Annotated in this window: 16 protein-coding genes; 9 read left to right on the top strand and 7 right to left on the bottom strand. The window is 70.0% G+C overall.

From position 1 onward, the window contains the following. The first annotated feature begins 33 nt into the window (after positions 1 to 33). The gene (locus ACFTQE_RS16840) at positions 34 to 1974 is read left to right on the top strand and encodes a DUF2207 family protein (RefSeq protein WP_376926152.1); all 1941 of its coding nucleotides are present in this window, start codon (positions 34 to 36) and stop codon (positions 1972 to 1974) included. Between the two features lie 31 nt (positions 1975 to 2005). On the opposite strand, the gene ACFTQE_RS16835 is transcribed toward ACFTQE_RS16840, so the two are convergent. Beyond that, a complete protein-coding gene (locus ACFTQE_RS16835) occupies positions 2006 to 2212 on the bottom strand; it encodes a hypothetical protein (RefSeq protein WP_376926151.1) in 207 nt (68 codons plus the stop codon). A gap of 243 nt (positions 2213 to 2455) precedes the next feature. Here ACFTQE_RS16835 and ACFTQE_RS16830 point away from each other — a divergent pair, with 243 nt between their 5' ends. From ACFTQE_RS16830 to ACFTQE_RS16805, 6 genes are all read left to right on the top strand, one after another. Then, the gene (locus ACFTQE_RS16830) at positions 2456 to 4579 is read left to right on the top strand and encodes a DEAD/DEAH box helicase (RefSeq protein WP_376926150.1); all 2124 of its coding nucleotides are present in this window, start codon (positions 2456 to 2458) and stop codon (positions 4577 to 4579) included. Positions 4580 to 4741: 162 nt separating this feature from the next. After that, positions 4742 to 5773 carry a 6-phosphofructokinase gene (locus tag ACFTQE_RS16825; protein WP_376926149.1) on the top strand — a complete coding sequence of 344 codons (1032 nt, stop codon included), beginning with the start codon at positions 4742 to 4744 and terminating at the stop codon, positions 5771 to 5773. A 2-nt stretch (positions 5774 to 5775) separates the two neighbouring features. Further along, the gene (locus ACFTQE_RS16820; protein ID WP_376926148.1) at positions 5776 to 6258 is read left to right on the top strand and encodes an 8-oxo-dGTP diphosphatase; all 483 of its coding nucleotides are present in this window, start codon (positions 5776 to 5778) and stop codon (positions 6256 to 6258) included. Positions 6259 to 6380: 122 nt separating this feature from the next. After that, positions 6381 to 7559: an anion permease gene (locus tag ACFTQE_RS16815; protein ID WP_376926147.1), complete on the top strand. Its 1179-nt coding sequence runs from the start codon at positions 6381 to 6383 to the stop codon at positions 7557 to 7559. Then, positions 7556 to 7900, top strand: coding sequence for a peptidase (locus ACFTQE_RS16810; protein ID WP_375836999.1), 345 nt, complete (start codon positions 7556 to 7558; stop codon positions 7898 to 7900). Before ACFTQE_RS16815 ends, ACFTQE_RS16810 begins: the two co-directional genes overlap by 4 nt. A 58-nt stretch (positions 7901 to 7958) precedes the next feature. Next, a complete protein-coding gene (locus ACFTQE_RS16805; protein WP_376926146.1) occupies positions 7959 to 9434 on the top strand; it encodes an NCS2 family permease in 1476 nt (491 codons plus the stop codon). An 84-nt stretch (positions 9435 to 9518) separates the two neighbouring features. Here the strand turns inward: ACFTQE_RS16805 and ACFTQE_RS16800 are convergent, their stop codons facing one another. Further along, the gene (locus tag ACFTQE_RS16800) at positions 9519 to 10805 is read right to left on the bottom strand and encodes a uracil-xanthine permease family protein (protein ID WP_376926145.1); all 1287 of its coding nucleotides are present in this window, start codon (positions 10803 to 10805) and stop codon (positions 9519 to 9521) included. Between the two features lie 137 nt (positions 10806 to 10942). Between ACFTQE_RS16800 and ACFTQE_RS16795 the strand changes: the two genes are divergently transcribed. Beyond that, complete coding sequence (locus ACFTQE_RS16795) at positions 10943 to 11260, top strand: DUF4190 domain-containing protein (RefSeq protein WP_376926144.1); 318 nt, start codon at positions 10943 to 10945, stop codon at positions 11258 to 11260. A gap of 227 nt (positions 11261 to 11487) precedes the next feature. Here ACFTQE_RS16795 and ACFTQE_RS16790 read toward each other — a convergent pair whose 3' ends face one another. Genes ACFTQE_RS16790 through ACFTQE_RS16770 form a run of 5 tightly spaced genes read right to left on the bottom strand, consistent with a single transcriptional unit; the run spans position 11488 to position 16599 of the window. Then, positions 11488 to 12279, bottom strand: coding sequence for a FadR/GntR family transcriptional regulator (locus ACFTQE_RS16790; RefSeq protein ID WP_376926143.1), 792 nt, complete (start codon positions 12277 to 12279; stop codon positions 11488 to 11490). A gap of 9 nt (positions 12280 to 12288) precedes the next feature. After that, the gene (locus ACFTQE_RS16785) at positions 12289 to 13080 is read right to left on the bottom strand and encodes a 3-oxoacyl-ACP reductase (RefSeq protein ID WP_375836991.1); all 792 of its coding nucleotides are present in this window, start codon (positions 13078 to 13080) and stop codon (positions 12289 to 12291) included. Between the two features lie 27 nt (positions 13081 to 13107). Continuing rightward, entirely contained in the window at positions 13108 to 14463 is a 1356-nt protein-coding gene (locus tag ACFTQE_RS16780) for an aldehyde dehydrogenase family protein (protein ID WP_376926142.1), read from the bottom strand. Then, complete coding sequence (locus ACFTQE_RS16775) at positions 14460 to 15251, bottom strand: gamma-glutamyl-gamma-aminobutyrate hydrolase family protein (protein ID WP_376926141.1); 792 nt, start codon at positions 15249 to 15251, stop codon at positions 14460 to 14462. The genes ACFTQE_RS16780 and ACFTQE_RS16775 overlap by 4 nt, the downstream gene beginning before the upstream one ends. Then, positions 15232 to 16599 (bottom strand): glutamine synthetase family protein, encoded by a 1368-nt coding sequence (locus ACFTQE_RS16770; RefSeq protein ID WP_376926140.1) that lies wholly within the window; start codon positions 16597 to 16599, stop codon positions 15232 to 15234. Before ACFTQE_RS16770 ends, ACFTQE_RS16775 begins: the two co-directional genes overlap by 20 nt. 224 nt (positions 16600 to 16823) lie before the next feature. Between ACFTQE_RS16770 and ACFTQE_RS16765 the strand changes: the two genes are divergently transcribed. Then, complete coding sequence (locus ACFTQE_RS16765) at positions 16824 to 18386, top strand: amino acid permease (protein WP_375836984.1); 1563 nt, start codon at positions 16824 to 16826, stop codon at positions 18384 to 18386. Positions 18387 to 18492: the final 106 nt, after the last annotated feature.

Below are 18492 nucleotides of genomic sequence, written 5' to 3'. Positions count from 1 at the left end.
GGTCGGGGCCCGCGCCCGCGCTAGCGTAGGGGCATGCGCCGCTCCCGAACCGCACTCATCGGCACCGCTGCTGCGGTCGTCGGCCTCGTCGCCGCGCTCACGGCGGCGCTGCCGGCTGCAGCGGCGGTGACCGTCGAACCGAGCGCTGCGGCCACGTCGCGAACGCTCGCCGTGCCCGCGGCATCCGTCGTCGGAGCGGCGAACGGCCCCGACGACTTCACCTTCGATTCGTTCGACGCCGTCTACGAACTCTCGCGCGATGACGGCGGACGCTCGGTGCTCGACGCGACCGAGACGCTCGTCGCCCGGTTCCCCGAGTTCGACCAGAACCGCGGCATCCGGCGCGCACTCCCGAGGTCGTATCGCGGGCACCCCACCGACATCGAACAGATCACGGTGACCGACGGCACCGGCGCGCCGCGCTCGTTCGAGGTCGAGGAGGACGAGGACGACGACGGCTTCGTCCTCGTCACGATCCGCGGCGACGACTTCGTGCACGGCGAGCAGATGTACGTCATCAGCTATCGGCAGCACAACGTCACCATGCAGCCCGACGATGCGGACGTCGACGAGTTCTACTGGGATGTGAACGGCACCGGGTGGGCCCAGCCCTTCGGACGGGTCAGCGCCGAGCTGCGATTGAGCGACGACGTCGCCGCGGCGGCGACCGGCGCCGTCGCCTGCTATCGCGGCGTCGAGGATTCGAGCACGCCCTGCGAGTCGCTGGAGGAGGAGCCCGAACCGCCCGTCATCACGGCCGAGGCCCTCGACGTGCAGCCGTTCGAGACCCTCACCATCGCTGCGGCGTTCACCGAGGGCACCTTCGTTCCGCGCGACGAGTCGTTCGGCTCCTCGCCCGCGGCCATCGGCGGTGCCATCGCGGCCGTGATCGCCGTGCTCGCCGCCGCGGCGGCGCTGATCCTGCGCATCTCGCGCTGGCGCAGCCATCCGGGGCGCGGCACGATCATCGCCCAGTACGAGCCGCCCGCCGGCGTCTCGACGCTGCTCGCCGCCGATCTCGTCGGAGCATCGGCCAAGGGCGTGACGGCGACGATCCTCGAACGAGCGGTCGCCGGCCAGCTGCGCATCGTCGAGTCCGGCAAGAAGAAGTACGCCGTCGAGTACGTGGGGGCGGGCGGCCCGGCCGACCCCGACGCCGACGCGGTCGTCTCGGCGCTCTTCGGAGACCGCCGCGCGGGGGAGCGGCGAGAGCTCGCGAACGACACGGCGCTCGGCAAGCGCCTGTACGCGATCAACCAGGCGGTCGGCAAGCGCGTGGTCTCGGCCGGGCTGCGGCGCCGACCCGCCGTCGGGCTCCGGGTGCTGCTCCTCGTGGTCGCCGCCGTCGCCGCGACCCTCTCGTTCGTGCTCGGCGTCATCGCGCTCGACAACCAGATGGGCGGGTTCTGGCCGGCGATCTGCTTCGTCGTCGCGATCCTCGCGGCGGTCGCGACGCTCGTCACGATCGCCGGGGTGCGCCCGTTCACCGAACAGGGCCGCGCGCTGCACGATCACCTCGAGGGCCTGCGCCTCTACATCCTCCTCGCCGAGGCCGACCGGCTCCGCGTGCTGCAGAGCCCGAGTGGAGCGCTGCGAGTGGAGCGGTCGGCGGCAACCGACGCCGGTGCGGCTCCGACGGACGCCGCGGGCGCGCCGGTCGCGACCGTCGAGCTCGACCCCGTCACCGTGCTGAAGCTCAACGAGCGACTGCTGCCCTACGCCGTGCTGTTCGGCCTCGAGCGCGAATGGGCCGAGGTGCTCTCCGCGCTGCACGAACAGGTCGGCACGGAACCCACGTGGTACGCCGGGTCGAGCGGCTTCAACGCCGGGCTGCTCGCATCGGGCATCTCGTCGTTCTCATCGGCCTCGAGCTCGTCGTGGTCGGGGTCGGGGTCGAGCTCCGGGTCGAGCGGCTCGGGCGGCGGCGGCTCCGCGGGCGGCGGGGGCGGCGGCGGAGGCGGCGGCGGGGTCTGACCGAACCGCCCGCGGCCGTGGGGCCCGGCGACTACTCCTCTGCGGCGGGGCCGCGGTCGTCGGCGAGATCGACCCGGCGCTCGGCGTCGACGCCGGGCAGCTCGTCGTCGAGGCTGTCGTCGATCGAGCGCTCGTCGTCGTCGGCGACGTCGTCGGGTTCGTCGAACTCCGTATCCTGCGACACCGTGAAATCGTCGTCGGGCGAGACGCCGTCGCCCGCCCCTGCGAGACCGTCCATGAGGCAAGGGTAGGCCTGTCGCGCCGATCCTGCACGGGGTTGACGCTAGACTGGTCCTGCGCACGACGAATCCGTTCTTCGTCCGACCGCGTGAGCTGGGTGTGAATGAACCTGAGCTCGCGCGCTGCTCGGTTCGGGATTCGCGCACCGCGGGCCACCGACCAGTTCGGTGCCGCCGAGCGGTCTCGAACATCTCACGATGTCGAGGGGGGTGCCGGATTCGGCCCAGACACTGGAGGACCATTGGCCCAGACGAGGCAGCGGCAGCGAACGCGTTCGCGCGACGATGACGCACCGATCATCCCGATCCTCGCGCGCAAGGTGCGCGAGGTGGAGCAGAAGGCGCAGAAGGGCAAGCTCGGCCCGACGAATCGCACGAAGTTCCAGGTGATCGCACTCCTCATGCGCGAAGAGCGCGCACGGGTCAAGGCCGACACCGAGATCACGGATGCCGCGCGCTCCGAGCTCCTCAAGCGACTCGACGGCATCGCGCAGATCCTCGCGAAGACCGCCGCCCGCGACACGAGCCTCATCGCGCTGCTCGAGCCCGACGCCTCGATCTCCACGGTCGCGCAGCGGTTCCGTCGCGACTGGCTGCTCGAGTCGGGCGCGGAGCTCTCGCCCGACGAGCTCATCATCACCCGCGAAGCCGAGGTGAAGCCCGTGCTCAGCGAGAACCAGGTGATCCCGGCATCCGTTCGCTCGCGACAGCTCGCGAACCCGTTCCTCCCGCCCGACTTCTCGAAGCAGGCCGCTCCGGTCGTGCCGGTGCGCCGGCTCGCCAACTGGGAGCTGCTCGGGCCGCTGTTCAAGTCCTTCGAGGTCGGCTCCGGCGGTCAGGCCGCCACGATGGAGCTGCCCGAAGCGCCGAAGGTCGACCGGCTCGCGCCGCGCGGCCTCGAACTCATGAAGCACCAGGCGCGCTTCATCGAGAGCGCCCGCCTCGGGCACCGCACGTTCCTGCTCGCCGACGAGCCGGGTCTCGGCAAGACGGCGCAGTCGGTGCTCGCGGCATCCGTCGCCGGCGCCTACCCGCTGCTCGCCGTCGTGCCGAACGTCGTGAAGATGAACTGGGCGCGCGAGGTCGAGCGGTGGACCCCGCATCGCCGTGCGACCGTCATCCACGGCGACGGCGACACGCTCGACGCCTTCGCCGACGTCGTGGTCGTCAACTACGACGTGCTCGACCGGCACATGGCGTGGCTGTCGACCCTCGGATTCAAGGGCATGGTCGTCGACGAGGCGCACTTCATCAAGAACCTGCAGTCGCAGCGGTCGAAGAACGTGCTCGCCCTCGCCGACCGCATCCGTCGGACCGCGCCGGGCGGCGACCCCCTGCTGCTCGCCCTCACCGGCACGCCGCTCATCAACGACGTCGACGACTTCCGCGCGATCTGGAAGTTCCTCGGCTGGATCGAGGGCGACAAGCCCTCGCCCGAACTGCTCGGCAAGCTCGAGGAGACGGGTCTCACGCCGGCGGAGCCCGGCTTCTACAGCGCGGCCCGCCGTGCCGTGATCGACCTCGGCATCGTGCGCCGGCGCAAGGTCGACGTTGCCGCCGACCTGCCCGCCAAGCGCATCGCCGACCTGCCCGTCGAACTCGACGACGAGCTCGGGCGCTCCGTTCGTGCCGCCGAGCGCGAGCTCGGCAACCGTCTCGCAGGGCGCTTCCGGGCGCTCGTCGAGGCGCGGCACCTGCGCGTCGGCGACCTCGACGACGACCAGCGCGACCAGTTCATCCGCGCCGTCGCGAGCGCGGAGCTCGAGGAGTCGAAGGCGACGAAGTCGGGCGAGAACGTCTTCACGATGGTGCGCCGCATCGGTCAGGCCAAGGCCGGTCTCGCGGCCGACTACGCCGCCCAGCTCGCCCGCTCGGTCGGCAAGGTCGTGTTCTTCGCCAAGCACATCGACGTCATGGACCAGGCCGAGGCGGCCTTCGCCGCACGGGAGCTGCGCACCGTGTCGCTGCGCGGCGACCAGACCGCCCTGCAGCGCCAGGCCGCGATCGACGCGTTCAACAACGACCCCGAGGTCGCCGTCGCCGTCTGCTCGCTCACGGCCGCAGGTGTCGGAGTGAACCTGCAGGCCGCGTCGAACGTCGTGCTCGCCGAGCTCAGCTGGACCGCGGCCGAGCAGACGCAGGCGATCGACCGCGTGCACCGCATCGGCCAGGACGAGCCCGTCACCGCATGGCGCATCATCGCCGCGCACACGATCGACGCGCGCATCGCCGAACTCATCGACTCGAAGCAGGGGCTCGCGGCGCGTGCGCTCGACGGCAGCGACGTCGAGCCGGGCTCGGCGGACTCCGTGCAGCTGGACGCCCTCCAGCACCTGCTGCGGCAGGCGCTCGACGGCGCCCTGTAGGCGGGCGACGGCCGGGCGGTCGGCTCGGCCGGCAGTGACCGCTCGGGGGCACCTCGTCGGCGTCGTACGGGGAAGTCGAGGTTCGCTAGACTTCCCGGAGTCGTGCCCCGATGAAGCGGCTCCGGCGACGAATCCCCCTGAGCAACAAGGAGTCCCACGAGCATGAAGATCGGCATCCTCACATCGGGCGGCGACTGCCCCGGCCTCAACGCGGTCATCCGCGGATCCGTGCTGAAGGGCGTCATCTCGTACGACACCGAGTTCGTCGGATTCCGCAACGGCTGGCGGGGCGTCGTCGAAGACGACCTGGTGCCGATCGTGCGCCACGACGTGCGCGGCCTCGCCAAGCAGGGCGGCACGATCCTCGGCTCGAGCCGCACCAACCCGTTCGAGGGCGAGGGCGGCGGCCCCGAGAAGATCCAGGAGATGCTCGACCGCAACGGCATCGATGCGATCATGGCGATCGGCGGCGAGGGCACGCTCACGGCGGCGCGCCGCCTGTGGGACGAGGGCGGCATCAAGGTCATCGGCGTTCCGAAGACCATCGACAACGACCTCGCGGCCACCGACTACTCGTTCGGATTCGACACGGCCGTGCAGATCGCGACCGAGGCCATCGACCGCCTGCGCACGACGGCCGACTCGCACGGTCGCTGCATGGTGCTCGAGGTCATGGGCCGCCACGTCGGCTGGATCGCCCTGCACTCGGGCATGGCCGGCGGTGCGCACGCGATCCTCATCCCCGAGCAGCCGCAGTCGATCGAGCAGATCACCGAGTGGGTCGAGTCCGTGCGCGATCGCGGTCGTGCGCCGCTCGTCGTCGTGGCCGAGGGCTTCAAGTTCGAGGGCATGGAGGAGGCGCACTCGCACAAGGGCCTCGACGCGTTCAACCGCCCCCGCCTCGGCGGCATCGCCGAGCTCATCGCGCCCATGATCGAGGAGCGCACGGGCATCGAGTCCCGTGCCACGGTGCTCGGCCACATCCAGCGCGGCGGCGAGCCGACCGCGTTCGACCGCGTGCTCGCGACGCGCCTCGGCATGGCCGCCGTCGACGCGGTCTACGAGGGCGCGTGGGGCTCGATGGTCACCCTTCGGGGCACCGACATCGAGACGGTGTCGATCGCCGAGGCCGTCGGCTCGCTCAACCAGGTGCCGCAGGCCCGGTACGACGAGGCGAAGATCCTCTTCGGCTGAGCATGTCACTGCCCCAGGTGTGCGTCTGCTACCTCCTGCGCGAGCACGGAGGCCGCGTCGAGGTGCTCCTGGGGCGCAAGAAGCACGGGCTCGGCATGGGCAACTTCGTGGCGCCCGGCGGCAAGCTCGAACCGGGCGAGTCGGCGACGGATGCCGCGGTGCGCGAGATCTTCGAGGAGTCCGGTCTCGTCGTGGCCGCCGACGACCTCGAGCCGCGCGGCATCCTGAGCTACGTGTTCCCGCACAAGGAGTCCTGGAGCCAGGAATCCAACGTCTTCGTGTGCCGCAACTGGACGGGGGAGCCCGTGCCGTCCGACGAGCTCGATCCCGAGTGGTTCGACGTGCGCGAGATCCCGCTCGACGAGATGTGGGACGACGCTCGCCGGTGGTTGCCCGACGTGCTCGCCGGCGGCACGGTGCAGCGCACCTTCGTGTTCGGTGCCGACCTCGCTACGGTGGTGGAGGAGCCCGGTTCCGTCACGTAGTATCTATGGGTGCACGGCGGACTTTGCTCCTGCAAGGCACATCCCCTGAACATCTGGTGAAATCCCTCCCAGGGCGCGGGCTTCACCGATCCCAGAGGCTGTATTAGCTACGAAAGGCGCCGGTGGATCTCACCCTCATCGTCGTGCTGGTCATCGCACTGGCGCTCTTCTTCGACTTCACCAACGGGTTCCATGACACGGCCAACGCGATGGCCACCCCCATCGCCACGGGCGCGCTGAAGCCCAAGGTCGCGGTCGGCCTCGCCGCCATCCTGAACCTCGTCGGCGCCTTCCTCTCGACCGAGGTGGCCAAGACCATCTCCGGCGGCATCATCAAAGAGGGCGACGGCGGTGTGCTCATCACACCCGAGCTCATCTTCGCCGGCCTCATCGGCGCGATCGTGTGGAACATGATCACCTGGCTGCTCGGCCTGCCGTCGTCGTCGAGCCACGCCCTGTTCGGCGGCCTGATCGGTGCTGCCCTCGTCGGGTTCGGCGTCGGCGCGATCGACTTCGCGGTCGTGATGTCGAAGGTCATCCTGCCCGCGCTGCTCGCTCCGCTCACTGCGGGGCTCATCGCCTACACCGCGACGAAGCTCGCCTACGCCATCACGCGTCGGTACGACGGCAAGCCCGACGGGCGCGACCGGTTCCGCCACGCGCAGATCTTCTCCTCGTCGCTCGTCGCCCTGGCGCACGGCACCAACGACGCCCAGAAGACGATGGGCGTCATCACTCTCACGCTGGTCGCCGCGGGCCTGCAGCCCGCCGGCGCCGAGGTGCAGCTCTGGGTCATCGTCACGTGCGCCGTCGCGATCGCCCTCGGCACGTACATGGGCGGCTGGCGCATCATCAAGACCCTCGGCACCGGTCTCACCGACGTGAAGCCGGCGCAGGGCTTCGCCGCCGAGACCGCCACCGCCGCGACGATCCTCGCGTCGAGCCACGTCGGCTTCGCACTGTCGACCACGCAGGTCGCCTCGGGCTCGGTCATCGGCTCCGGCCTCGGCCGCCGCGGATCGAAGGTGCGCTGGCGCACCGCCGGCCGCATCGGCGTCGGCTGGCTCCTGACGCTGCCCGCCGCGGGTGGCGTCGGCGCCCTCGCCGCGGTCGTCGCCCACCTCGGCGTCGTCGGCATCATCATCGACACGATCGTCGGCGTCTCCGTGATCGTCGGCATCTTCCTCTGGTCGCGCCGCAACGAGGTCTCCCACCACAACGTGGTGAGCGAGGTCGCCCACTCGGGCCGTGCGGTGAAGATCAAGCGCAACCCCAAGCCGAAGAAGAAGGTGGCCTCGTGATCGACTGGTTCGCGTTCCTCCTCGTCTTCGTCACCGCGATGATCGGCACCGTCGTCGTCGTCTCCGCATACTCGCTCGGCGTCCGGCTCCTCACGATCTCGGGGCGAACGCCCATCGTGACGCCCGCCGAGTTCACCGACGCGATCACCGTGGTGACGCCCGCCGAGATCCGCCAGGCTGAGAAGCGGGCGGCCAAGGCGGCGAAGAAGAGCCCGCTGAGCGAGGGGCAGAAACGCGCCGCGCTCGTCGGGGCGTGGACCTGCTTCATCGTGAGCGGTCTCGCGGTGATCTTCGGTCTCTACCTGATCGTGGGCGAGCACATCATCAAGCTGTTCAGCTGAGCAGCTCCAGTCCACCCGTCGCGCCGCCCCCGGCGCGTCCCTCATCGAAGGTTCCCGGATGACCACTGAGACGACCCCCGAAACGACCCCCGAAGCGGCAGAGCCGAGCGCGAAGCCGTCGCACCCCATCGACCGATTCTTCGAGATCACCAAGCGCGGCTCCACCGTCGGCAACGAGGTGCGCGGCGGCATCGTCACCTTCGTGACGATGGCCTACATCGTGATCCTCAACCCGATCATCCTGTCGGCCGGCGTCGACGTCGACGGCAACCAGCTCGGGTTCGCCCAGGTCTCCGCAGTGACCGGCCTGACCGCCGGTGTCATGACGATCCTGTTCGGCCTCGTCGCACGCCTGCCCTTCGGCTTCGCCGCGGGCCTCGGCATCAACTCGTTCCTCGCGGTCTCCGTCGTCGGCCAGGTGACCTGGCCCGAGGCGATGGGCCTCGTGGTCATCAACGGCCTCATCATCGTGCTGCTCGCGGCGACCGGCCTCCGCCGTCTCATCTTCGACGCGGTGCCGATCCAGCTGAAGCTCGCGATCACGGTCGGCATCGGCCTCTTCATCGCCTTCATCGGATTCGTGAACGCCGGATTCGTCACCGCGACCGGCGCCTCCTCGCCGCCCGTCGGCCTCGGCATCGCCGGTTCCGTCGCAACCGTGCCGACCCTCGTCTTCATCTTCACCCTCCTGCTCACGGGCATCCTCGTGGCTCGCAAGGTCAAGGGCGGCATCCTCATCGGACTCGTCTCGGGCACCGTGCTCGCGGTCGTCGTCGAGGCGATCTGGAACCTCGGCCCGATGTTCGCCGGCGACGAGTTCAACGCCGGCGGCTGGAGCCTCTCGGTGCCCGAGCTCACGGGCTCGATCGTCGGCCTGCCCGACCTCTCGCTCGTCGGACAGGTCTCGTTCGGCAGCTTCGAGCGCATCGGCGTGCTCGCCGCCGTCATGCTCGTCTTCACGCTCGTCTTCACGAACTTCTTCGATGCCATGGGCACGATGACGGGTCTCTCGAAGGAGGCGCAGCTCGCCGACGCGAAGGGCGACTTCCCGCGCCTGAAGTCCGCGTTGATCGTCGAGGGCGTCGGCGCCGTCGCGGGCGGCTACGCCTCCGCGTCGTCGAACACGGTCTTCATCGAGTCGGGTGCCGGCATCGGCGAGGGCGCGCGCACGGGCCTCGCGAACATCGTGACGGGTCTGCTCTTCCTCGCGGCGATGTTCTTCACGCCGCTCGTCTCGATCGTGCCGACCGAGGTCGCCTCTGCGGCGCTCGTCATCGTGGGTGCGCTCATGATGGCGCAGATCAAGCACATCGACTTCTCGGAGTTCTCGGTGCTGCTGCCGGTGTTCCTCGCCGTCACGGTCATGCCGCTCACGTACTCGATCGCCAACGGCATCGGCGCGGGCTTCATCGCCTGGGTCGTCGTGCGTTCGCTGTCGGGCAAGGCCCGCGAGATCAGCCCGCTGCTCTGGATCGTCGCGGCCGGCTTCCTCGTCTACTTCGCGCGCGGGCCGGTCGAGGCGCTCTTCGCCTGACCTTCCGCTCCGACGACGGATGCCCCGGGGCCGATCGGCCCCGGGGCATCCGTGTTCGTGCTCCGGCTCGGTGCGAGCCGCGCTTCAGTTCGTGCCGCGCGCCTTGGCGATGCCGTTCATGAGGTGGTAGATCACGATCGCGGCGATCGTGCCGAGCGCGATGCCGTTGAACGAGACGCCGCCGACCGCGAAGGTGAAGTCGGCGATGCCGATGATGAGGGCCGTGGCCGCGGTGAACTGGTTCACGGGCTTCGAGAAGTCGACCTTGTTGTCGAGCCAGATCTTCACGCCGATGATGCCGATGAGGCCGTACAGCGCCGTGGTGACGCCGCCGAGCACGCCCGCCGGGATCGTGTTGATGACCTCGCCGAACTTGGGGGAGAGGCCGAGCAGCACCGCGACGATGCCGGCGATCCAGTAGGCGGCGGTCGAGTAGATGCGGGTCGCGGCCATGACGCCGATGTTCTCGCCGTAGGTCGTGGTGCCCGAGCCGCCGAAGAAGCCGGCGATGGTGGTCGCGAGGCCGTCGGCGAAGAGTGCGCGACCGGTGGATTTGTTGACCGACGGGTCGGTCATCTGCGCGACGCCCTTGATGTGACCGACGTTCTCGGCGATGAGCACGAGCACGACCGGCAGGAAGGCGGGGAGGAAGCCCCATACGGCGGCGTCGGCGAAGGGGTTCGCGGGCAGGTGGAAGGTCGGCAGGCCGATCCACGCGGCGTCCTCGATGCGCGCGAAGTCGATCTCGCCCTGGATCGCCGCGGCGATGTAGCCGATCACGACGCCGACGAGGATCGACATGCGACCGAGGATGCCGCGGAAGGCGACGCTCGCGATGATGACGGCCGCGAGCGTGATGAGCGCGGTCAGCGGGGCCAGCATGAAGTTGTTCTTCGCGGCGGGCGCCAGGTTGAAGCCGATGAGCGCGACGATCGCACCTGCGACGACGGGCGGCATGAGCACGTCGATCCAGCGCGTGCCGACCCACTGCACGAGGAGGCCGACGAGAGCGAGCAGCACGCCGACGACGACGATGCCGAAGAGCGCGGCGCCCATGGGGTCGCCGATGCCCTTCGCGCCCATCGCGGCGCTGATCGGGGCGATGAACGCGAACGAGGAGCCCAGGTAGCTCGGCACCCGGTTCTTCGTGATGACGAGGAAGAGGATCGTGCCGAGGCCCGAGAAGAACAGGGTCGTCGCGGGCGGGAAGCCCGTGAGGATCGGGACGAGGAACGTCGCACCGAACATGGCCACGACGTGCTGGGCGCCGAGGCCGATCGTGCGGGGCCAGCTGAGGCGCTCGCCGGGGGCGACGACCTCGCCGGGATTGACGTTCTTGCCGTCGCCGTGGATGGTCCAGGGCAGAGTCATGCTGCTCCGTTTCATGGGAGTCGAAGGGTGGGGATCCATCCGATGGTATCGGGGGGATAGCCCCATACCGCGCGATTCCGCGGGTCCGTAGCGTGGAAGCACGCCCACAACGGGCATCCACGAACAGGAGCAATCACATGACCACCGTCACCGACACCGCAACCCAGGCGCCGTTCGCGGAGCCGAACCCCTACGCCGCGCCGGCCGCGGAGACGAACGGGTTCAGCATCGCGAGCCTCGTGCTCGGACTCGTCTCCATCGTGGCGAGCTCCACCTTCTTCGTGCCGGTGATCGGGCTCGTGCTCGGCATCCTGGCGCTGAAGCGCGAGCCCGCGGCGCGCACCATGGCCATCTGGGGCATCGTGCTGAACGGCGTGATGCTCGCGGGCACCGTGCTCGTCGCGTTCGGCGCCCTCGTCTTCGGACTCGCGATGCTGCCCTTCGCGTTCCTCTGAGTTCGCAGGCGACCCGCATCGGGTCCGCGGAACGGGTCGTCTCCTTCGGGAGGCGGCCCGTTCCCGCGTCTCAGGCCGTGTACTCCTCGCCCGTTCCGCTTCCCGCCCGGGCCGTTCCTCCCCTGGGGCGCGCCGAAAGGTCGCAGATGGCGACGTCCGAGGCGGATTGATCACCATCTGCGACTTCTCGACGTCGGCGACGCGAGCGGATGTCGCGGTCTCTCGTCTCAGGCGTAGAAGCCGCGCAGCAGCGCCTCTGTGCCCTCGAGGTGCTCGGCCATGGCGCTGGCGGCATCGTCGGGGCTGCCGCGGAGGATCGCACCGACGATGGCGCGGTGCTGCTCGTTCGAGTGCGCGATGTTCGGGGCGAGCAGCGGAATGCCGTCGAGCAGTTCGTTGACGCGCATGCGCACGTCGGCGACGAGCGGGATGACGCTCGGCGCGCCGAGCACCTCGGCGATCAGCAGGTGCAGGCGGGAGTCCGCCATGCGGTACTGCTCGCCGGCGGCGCCGCTGCACTCCTCGTAGGCCTGCCAGAGCCGTTCGCGATCGTTGGCGGTCAGCTCGCTCTCGGCGGCGCGCCGCGCCGCGCCGACCTCGATGACCGAGCGAAGCGCGAGCGTGTCCTCGAGGCGGGCGGATGTCACGAAGGGATCGTCGGTCGTGCCCGGCGCCGCTGGGAGCGCGACGGGCAGCTCGTCGGAGACGAACGTGCCGCCGTAGCGCCCGCGTCGGGCCACCACCCATCCGGCTTCGGCGAGGGAGGCGATCGCCTCGCGCAGCGTGTCGCGGCTGACCTCGAGCATCGTCGCGAGCTCGCGCTCGGCGGGCAGGCGCTCACCCGGTCCGATGAGCCCGAGCCGGATCGACTGCAGCAGTCGCTGCACCGTCTCCTCGAAGGCGTTGGCGGGCCGCGCCGGCGTCAGCAGCAGCCCGGCGCTCAGCACCTCGGCGTTCGTCACCTCGATGCCCGGCACCTCGGCGGGCTCCGCCTGCTCGTTCTCCTCCGCGACCGCCATGGTTCGAGCCTAGAGCGGAGTGACGTAGGCCGAGCTGATACCGCCGTCGACGAGGAACGTCGAGCCGGTGATGAACGAGGCGTCGTCGCTCGCGAGGAACGCGACCGCCGCAGCGAGTTCCTCGGGTTCGGCGAAGCGGCCCACGGGGATGTGCACGAGGCGGCGCTGGGCGCGCTCCTGGTCCTTCGCGAACAGCTCCTGGAGCAGGGGCGTGTTCACGGGGCCCGGGCAGAGGGCGTTCACGCGGATGCCCTGCCGGGCGAACTGCACGCCGAGCTCCCGGCTCATCGCGAGCACGCCGCCCTTCGAGGCGGTGTACGAGATCTGCGAGGTCGCCGACCCCAGCACCGCGACGAACGACGCCGTGTTGATGATCGAGCCGCGCCCCTGCGCGACCATGTGCCGAAGGGCCGCGCGCGAGCAGAGGTAGACCGACTTGAGGTTGACGTCCTGCACCTTCTGCCAGGCGGGCAGCTCGGTCGTCTCGATCGAGTCGTCGTCGGGCGGGGAGATGCCCGCGTTGTTGAACGCGATGTCGACCGAGCCGTAGACGCGGGCGGCCTCGTCGAAGAGGTGGTCGACCTGGGCCTGATCGGTGACGTCGACCTGCACGAACAACCCGCCGACGAGTTCGGCGGCGGCCGGCCCGGTCGAGGCGTCCATGTCGCCGATGACGACGCGGGCGCCCTCGGCGGCGAGGCGCTTGGCGGTCGCGAGACCGATGCCCGAGGCGCCGCCGGTGATCACGGCCACGCGGCCGGCGAGGCGCTGGGTGAGGTCGATGCGTGGAAGGTCGGTCATGGTGCTCCTGTCGTAGGGTCGTGCGGGTCAGTCGACGGCGAGGAAGACGTTCTTGGTCTCGGTGAAGGCGAGGGGTGCATCCGGGCCGAGCTCGCGGCCGAGGCCCGACTGCTTGAAGCCGCCGAACGGCGTCGAGTAGCGCACCGACGAGTGCGAGTTCACCGAGAGGTTGCCCGAGTCGATCGCCCGGGCGACGCGGATGCCGCGGCTCAGGTCGCGGGTCCAGATCGATCCCGAGAGTCCGTACTCGCTCGCGTTCGCGAAGCGAATCGCGTCGTCTTCGTCGTCGAACGGGAACACCGAGACGACGGGGCCGAAGATCTCCTCGCGCGCGGTGCGCGAATCGCGCGCCGGGGTGAGCACGGTGGGCGGGAACCAGAAGCCGGGACCGGTCGGGGCGGAGGCGCGGAACGCGAGCTCCGAGTCATCCGGAACGAAGGAACGCACCCGGTCGAGGTGGGCGGCCGCGACGAGCGGGCCCATCTCGGTCGACTCGTCGGCGGGATCGCCCACGCGCACCCCGGCCACCGCGGGCTCGAGCAACTCCATGAACCGCTCGTAGACGCTGCGCTCGACGAGGATGCGACTGCGGGCGCAGCAGTCCTGGCCGGCGTTCTCGAAGACCCCGTACGGCGCGGTCGCGGCGGCCCGTTCGAGGTCGGAGTCGGCGAAGACGATGTTGGCGCTCTTGCCGCCGAGCTCGAGCGTCACGCGCTTCACCTGGTCGGCGCAGCCCGACATGATCTGCTTGCCGATCTCGGTCGAGCCGGTGAAGACGATCTTGCGCACGGTCTCGTTCGTGACGAAGCGCTGGCCGACGACCGATCCCTTGCCGGGGACGACCTGGAAGAGCCCGTCGGGCAGGCCCGCCTCGAGTCCGAGCTCTGCGAGGCGCATGCTCGTGAGCGGGGTCCACTCGGCGGGCTTCAGCACGACCGCATTGCCGGCCGCGAGCGCGGGCGCGAACCCCCAGGCCGCGATCGTCATGGGGAAGTTCCACGGCGTGATCACGCCGACGACGCCGAGCGGCTCCTGGAAGGTGACGTCGAGGCCGCCGGCGACGGGGATCTGCCGGCCGAAGAGGCGTTCGGGCGCAGCGGAGTAGTACTCGAGCACGTCTCGCACGTGCCCGGCTTCCCACCGGGCCTGGCCGATCGGATGCCCCGAGTTGCGCATCTCGATCGTCGCGAGCTCTTCGACCGCACCGTCGACGGCATCGGCGAAGCGGCGGAGGAGCCGGGCCCGGTCGACGGGGGCGAGTCGCGCCCAGTCGCGCTGGGCCGCTGCGGCCCGGGCGATCGCGACATCCGTGTCGTCGATCGAGGCGGCGGCGACCGTGGTCACGACGCTCTCGTCGGCGGGGTTGACGATCGTGTGGGTCACTGGTCGGTCCTTTCGGAGTGGGCGGTCGCCGGGCGGGCTGCCCGGTGCTCGCGGGCGGCGTCGACGAGGCCGGCGAAGAGGCGGCGGTCGGCGGCGTTCTCTTCGGGGTGCCACTGCACGCCGATGCCGAACGGCACCGTCTCGAGCTCGACGGCTTCGATGACCCCGTCGTCGGTGCGTGCGGTGACCCGAAGGCCGTCGGCGACCTCGTCGAGCGCCTGGTGGTGGTACACGTGGATCGGCAGCGGCGCGGGGGCATCGCCGAGCACCGCTGCGAGACGGGAGCCGGGCTCGACGGTCGCCGAGGTCTCGCCGAACTGCGCGGGGCCGGGCTGGTAGGCGTCGCTGCCGACGACGTCGGGCAGGTGCTGCACGAGCGTGCCGCCGAGCGCCACGTTCAGCATCTGCGCACCGCGGCAGATGCCGAGGAAGGGCAGCTCGAGCCCGATCGCGGTCGTCAGCAGCAGGTCCTCCCAGTCGTCGCGATCGGTGCGCGGTGCGCCGGTGCGGTCGTGCCGCGCCTGGCCGTATCGCGCGGGGTCGACGTCGGCGCCGCCCGAGACGATGAGTCCGTCGAGCGCGCCGAGCACCGCATGCGCGATCGCGGCGTCGGCCGGTTGGGGCGGAAGCAGCACGGCGATGCCGCCGGCGTCGGTCACGGCGTCGATGTAGACCTTCGGGAGGAAGGAGGCGCGCACGTCCCAGACCCCGCTCTGCGCCTGCTCGAGGTAGGTCGTGATGCCGATCACCGGGGCCGGGACGATCCGCTCAGAGTCGTTCGAAACCACGCACCCGCTCCCAGTCCGTCACGGCCGCGTCGTAGGCGGCGAGCTCGATGCGCGCGTTGTTCAGGTAGTGGTCGACGACCTCGTCGCCGAACGCCTCACGTGCGATCGCGGAGCCGGCGAAGAGCTCGGCGGACTCGCGGAGCGTCGCGGGCACCCGCGCCACGTCGCTCTCGTAGGCGTTGCCCTCGAAGAGGTCGTCGAGCTCGAGTTCGCCGTCGATGCCGGCGAGTCCCGCGGCGATGAGCGCCGCGACGGCGAGGTACTGGTTCACGTCGCCGCCCGGCACCCGGTTCTCGACGCGCATGCCGAGCCCGCGACCCACGACGCGCAACGCGCACGTGCGGTTGTCGAGGCCCCAGGCGATGGCCGTGGGGGCGAAGCTGCCGGCCACGTAGCGCTTGTAGGAGTTGATGTTCGGGGCGGAGAAGAGCGTGAGCTCGCGCATCGCGGCCACCTGGCCCGCGAGGAACCGGCGGAAGAGGGTGGACATGCCGTGCGGGGCATCCGGGTCGCTGAAGACGGCCTCGCCGTCCTCTCCACGCAGCGAGATGTGGATGTGGCAGCTGTTGCCCTCGCGCTCGTTGAACTTCGCCATGAACGTCAGCGACTTGCCGTGCCGATCGGCGATCTCCTTCGCACCGTTCTTGTAGACCGAGTGGTTGTCGCACGTGCCGAGCGCATCGGTGTAGCGGAAGGCGATCTCCTGCTGGCCGAGGTTGCACTCGCCCTTCACGCCCTCGCAGTACATGCCCGCGCCGTCCATCGAGTTCCGGATGTCGCGGAGCAGCGGCTCCATGCGGGTCGAGGCGAGCAGCGCGTAGTCGATGTTGTAGTCGCTCGCAGGGGTGAGGTCGCGGTAGCCCTTCTGCCAGGCGGAGCGGAACGAATCGTCGAAGACGACGAACTCGAGCTCGGTGCCCACGAAGGCCGTGAGCCCGCGCTCGGCGAGGCGTTCGAGCTGCCGCTGCAGGATGCGCCGGGGCGAGGCCTCGACCGGAGTGCCGTCGAGCCACTGCAGGTCGGCCGTGACGAGCGCCGTCGCCTCGAGCCAGGGCGCCATGCGCAGCGTCGAGAAGTCGGGGATCATCGCCATGTCGCCGTAGCCGCGCTCCCAGCTCGACATCGCGTAGCCGTCGACGGTGTTCATCTCGACGTCGACGGCGAGCAGGTAGTTGCAGCACTCGGCACCGTGGGCGGCGACGTCTTCGAGGAAGAGCCGCGCCGAGACGCGCTTGCCGATCAAGCGCCCCTGCATGTCGGTGAACGCGACGATCACGGTGTCGACGTGGCCGTCGGCGACCGCGCCATGCAGTGCGTCGAGGGTGAGGTATCCGGTGGGTGCCGTCATCCGATGACGCCTCCTCGAGTCGTGAATGGTGGGTATTGCCGACCATTACACCACACGCTCGCAGGAAACGGTTCGGCGATTCCCGCACGGTGCATGAGCAGTTCGATCGAGAGCTTTTCAAAAAGGTCTGTACGAGCAACCATTGGGCGCTCTATAGTTCAGGCCAACGCATCCCACCCCCGCGCTGCTGCGGCTGCGCGCTTCGAGAGAGCAAGGGAACCGCCATGACCAAGGACACGCTCAAGGTCTCGGGAGTGAAGTACACGACCGCCGACTCCGGGTACTTCGAGAAACGCAAGCTCACCCGCACCGCCGGGGTGTGGGGCCTCTGGGGCCTCGCCGTCGCCGCCGTCATCTCGGGCGACTTCTCTGGGTGGAACTTCGGCATCGACTTCGCGGGCTTCGGCGGCATGCTCATCGCCTTCGCGGTGCTCGTCGTCATGTACTACGGGCTCATCTTCTCGATCGGCGAGATGTCGTCGGCGATGCCGCACACGGGCGGGGCGTACTCCTTCTCGCGTGCCGCGATGGGGCCGTGGGGCGGTTTCGTCACCGGCCTCGCCGAGACCATCGAGTACGTCGCGACGACCGCGGTGATCGTGTTCTTCTCCGGCTCGTACGCCGACGCCATCACGAGCGAGCTGCTCGGCTTCTCGATGCCCCAGTGGATCTGGTGGGTGATCCTCTACCTCGTGTTCATCGGCATCAACGCGGCCGGCGCGAGCATCTCGTTCAAGTTCGCGATCGTGGTCTCGATCATCTCGATCGCGATCCTGCTCGTCTTCAGCGCGATGGCGATCTTCTCCGGCCAGTTCTCGTGGGACAAGCTCTTCGACATCGTCCCCGATGCGGGGCAGACGGCGTTCCTGCCGCACGGCGTGCTGCCGATCCTCTTCGCACTGCCGTTCGCGATGTGGTTCTTCCTCGGCATCGAGGAGCTGCCGCTCGCGGCCGAGGAGTCGAAGGACCCGGTCCGCGACATCCCGAAGGCCGGCCTCATCGCGCGCGCCACCCTCATCGTGACCGGCCTGCTCGTGCTGTTCCTGAACACCGGCGTCGTCGGTGCGGAGGCCACGGGCACCGCGGGGGAGCCGCTGCTCGACGGCTTCCGGGCGATCGTCGGCGACGAACTCGCCGCCGTGCTCGCGCTCTTCGCGCTCATCGGCCTGCTCGCGTCGCTGCAGGGCATCATGTTCGCCTACGGGCGCAACATGTACTCGCTCTCGCGCGCCGGGTACTACCCGAAGTTCCTCTCGCTCACCGGCAAGCGCCAGACGCCGTGGGTCGCCCTCGTGGCCGGCGCGATCATCGGCTTCGTCGCGCTCATCGTGCTCGACGTGCTCGCCCAGGTCGACGCGGAGGGTGCGGGCGCCGTCGCCGGCGCGATCGTGCTGAACATCGCGGTGTGGGGCGCGGTGCTCGCCTACCTGCTGCAGATGGTCGCGTTCGTGATCCTCCGCCGCAAGTACCCGAACGCGAAGCGCCCCTACCGCAGCCCGTGGGGCGTGCCGGGAGCCGTGGTCGCCGCGATCATCGCCGCGCTCATCTTCCTCGGGTTCCTGCTCAACCCGACGTTCGTGCCGGCGATCATCGCGATCGGCGTCGTCTACGCGGTCATGCTCGCGAGCTTCGCGCTCTGGGGCCGGCACCGGCTCATCCTGTCGCCCGAGGAGGAGTACGCCGTGTCGGGCGGCCTCCACGGAGACCCGCAGGCCGAGGGGTACGGCGGCACCGTCGAGAGCGAGCTGCTCGCGACCGACGGCGTCGACGAGACCGACAAGGTCTGACCTGCGGGCGGAGGCGGTCGGGGCGTGGGGGCGCCCCGCCGCCGGCACCGCGGAGGGCCCGGCCGATCGGCCGGGCCCTCCTGGCGTCGCCGCTCAGATCGCGACG

Source organism: Agromyces sp. NPDC056965 (genome assembly GCF_042673425.1).
GTDB lineage: Bacteria > Actinomycetota > Actinomycetes > Actinomycetales > Microbacteriaceae > Agromyces.
The sequence above is the reverse complement of the archived record's forward strand: the minus strand, read 5'-3'. Positions and strand labels throughout refer to the sequence as shown.

Coding starts and splice junctions, on each gene's coding strand:
- ACFTQE_RS16840 (WP_376926152.1), top strand. CDS start 34: ATGCGCCGCTCCCGAACCGCACTCATCGGCACCGCTGCTGCGGTCGTC.
- ACFTQE_RS16835 (WP_376926151.1), bottom strand. CDS start 2,212: ATGGACGGTCTCGCAGGGGCGGGCGACGGCGTCTCGCCCGACGACGAT.
- ACFTQE_RS16825 (WP_376926149.1), top strand. CDS start 4,742: ATGAAGATCGGCATCCTCACATCGGGCGGCGACTGCCCCGGCCTCAAC.
- ACFTQE_RS16820 (WP_376926148.1), top strand. CDS start 5,776: ATGTCACTGCCCCAGGTGTGCGTCTGCTACCTCCTGCGCGAGCACGGA.
- ACFTQE_RS16805 (WP_376926146.1), top strand. CDS start 7,959: ATGACCACTGAGACGACCCCCGAAACGACCCCCGAAGCGGCAGAGCCG.
- ACFTQE_RS16800 (WP_376926145.1), bottom strand. CDS start 10,805: ATGACTCTGCCCTGGACCATCCACGGCGACGGCAAGAACGTCAATCCC.
- ACFTQE_RS16795 (WP_376926144.1), top strand. CDS start 10,943: ATGACCACCGTCACCGACACCGCAACCCAGGCGCCGTTCGCGGAGCCG.
- ACFTQE_RS16790 (WP_376926143.1), bottom strand. CDS start 12,279: ATGGCGGTCGCGGAGGAGAACGAGCAGGCGGAGCCCGCCGAGGTGCCG.
- ACFTQE_RS16785 (WP_375836991.1), bottom strand. CDS start 13,080: ATGACCGACCTTCCACGCATCGACCTCACCCAGCGCCTCGCCGGCCGC.
- ACFTQE_RS16770 (WP_376926140.1), bottom strand. CDS start 16,599: ATGACGGCACCCACCGGATACCTCACCCTCGACGCACTGCATGGCGCG.
- ACFTQE_RS16765 (WP_375836984.1), top strand. CDS start 16,824: ATGACCAAGGACACGCTCAAGGTCTCGGGAGTGAAGTACACGACCGCC.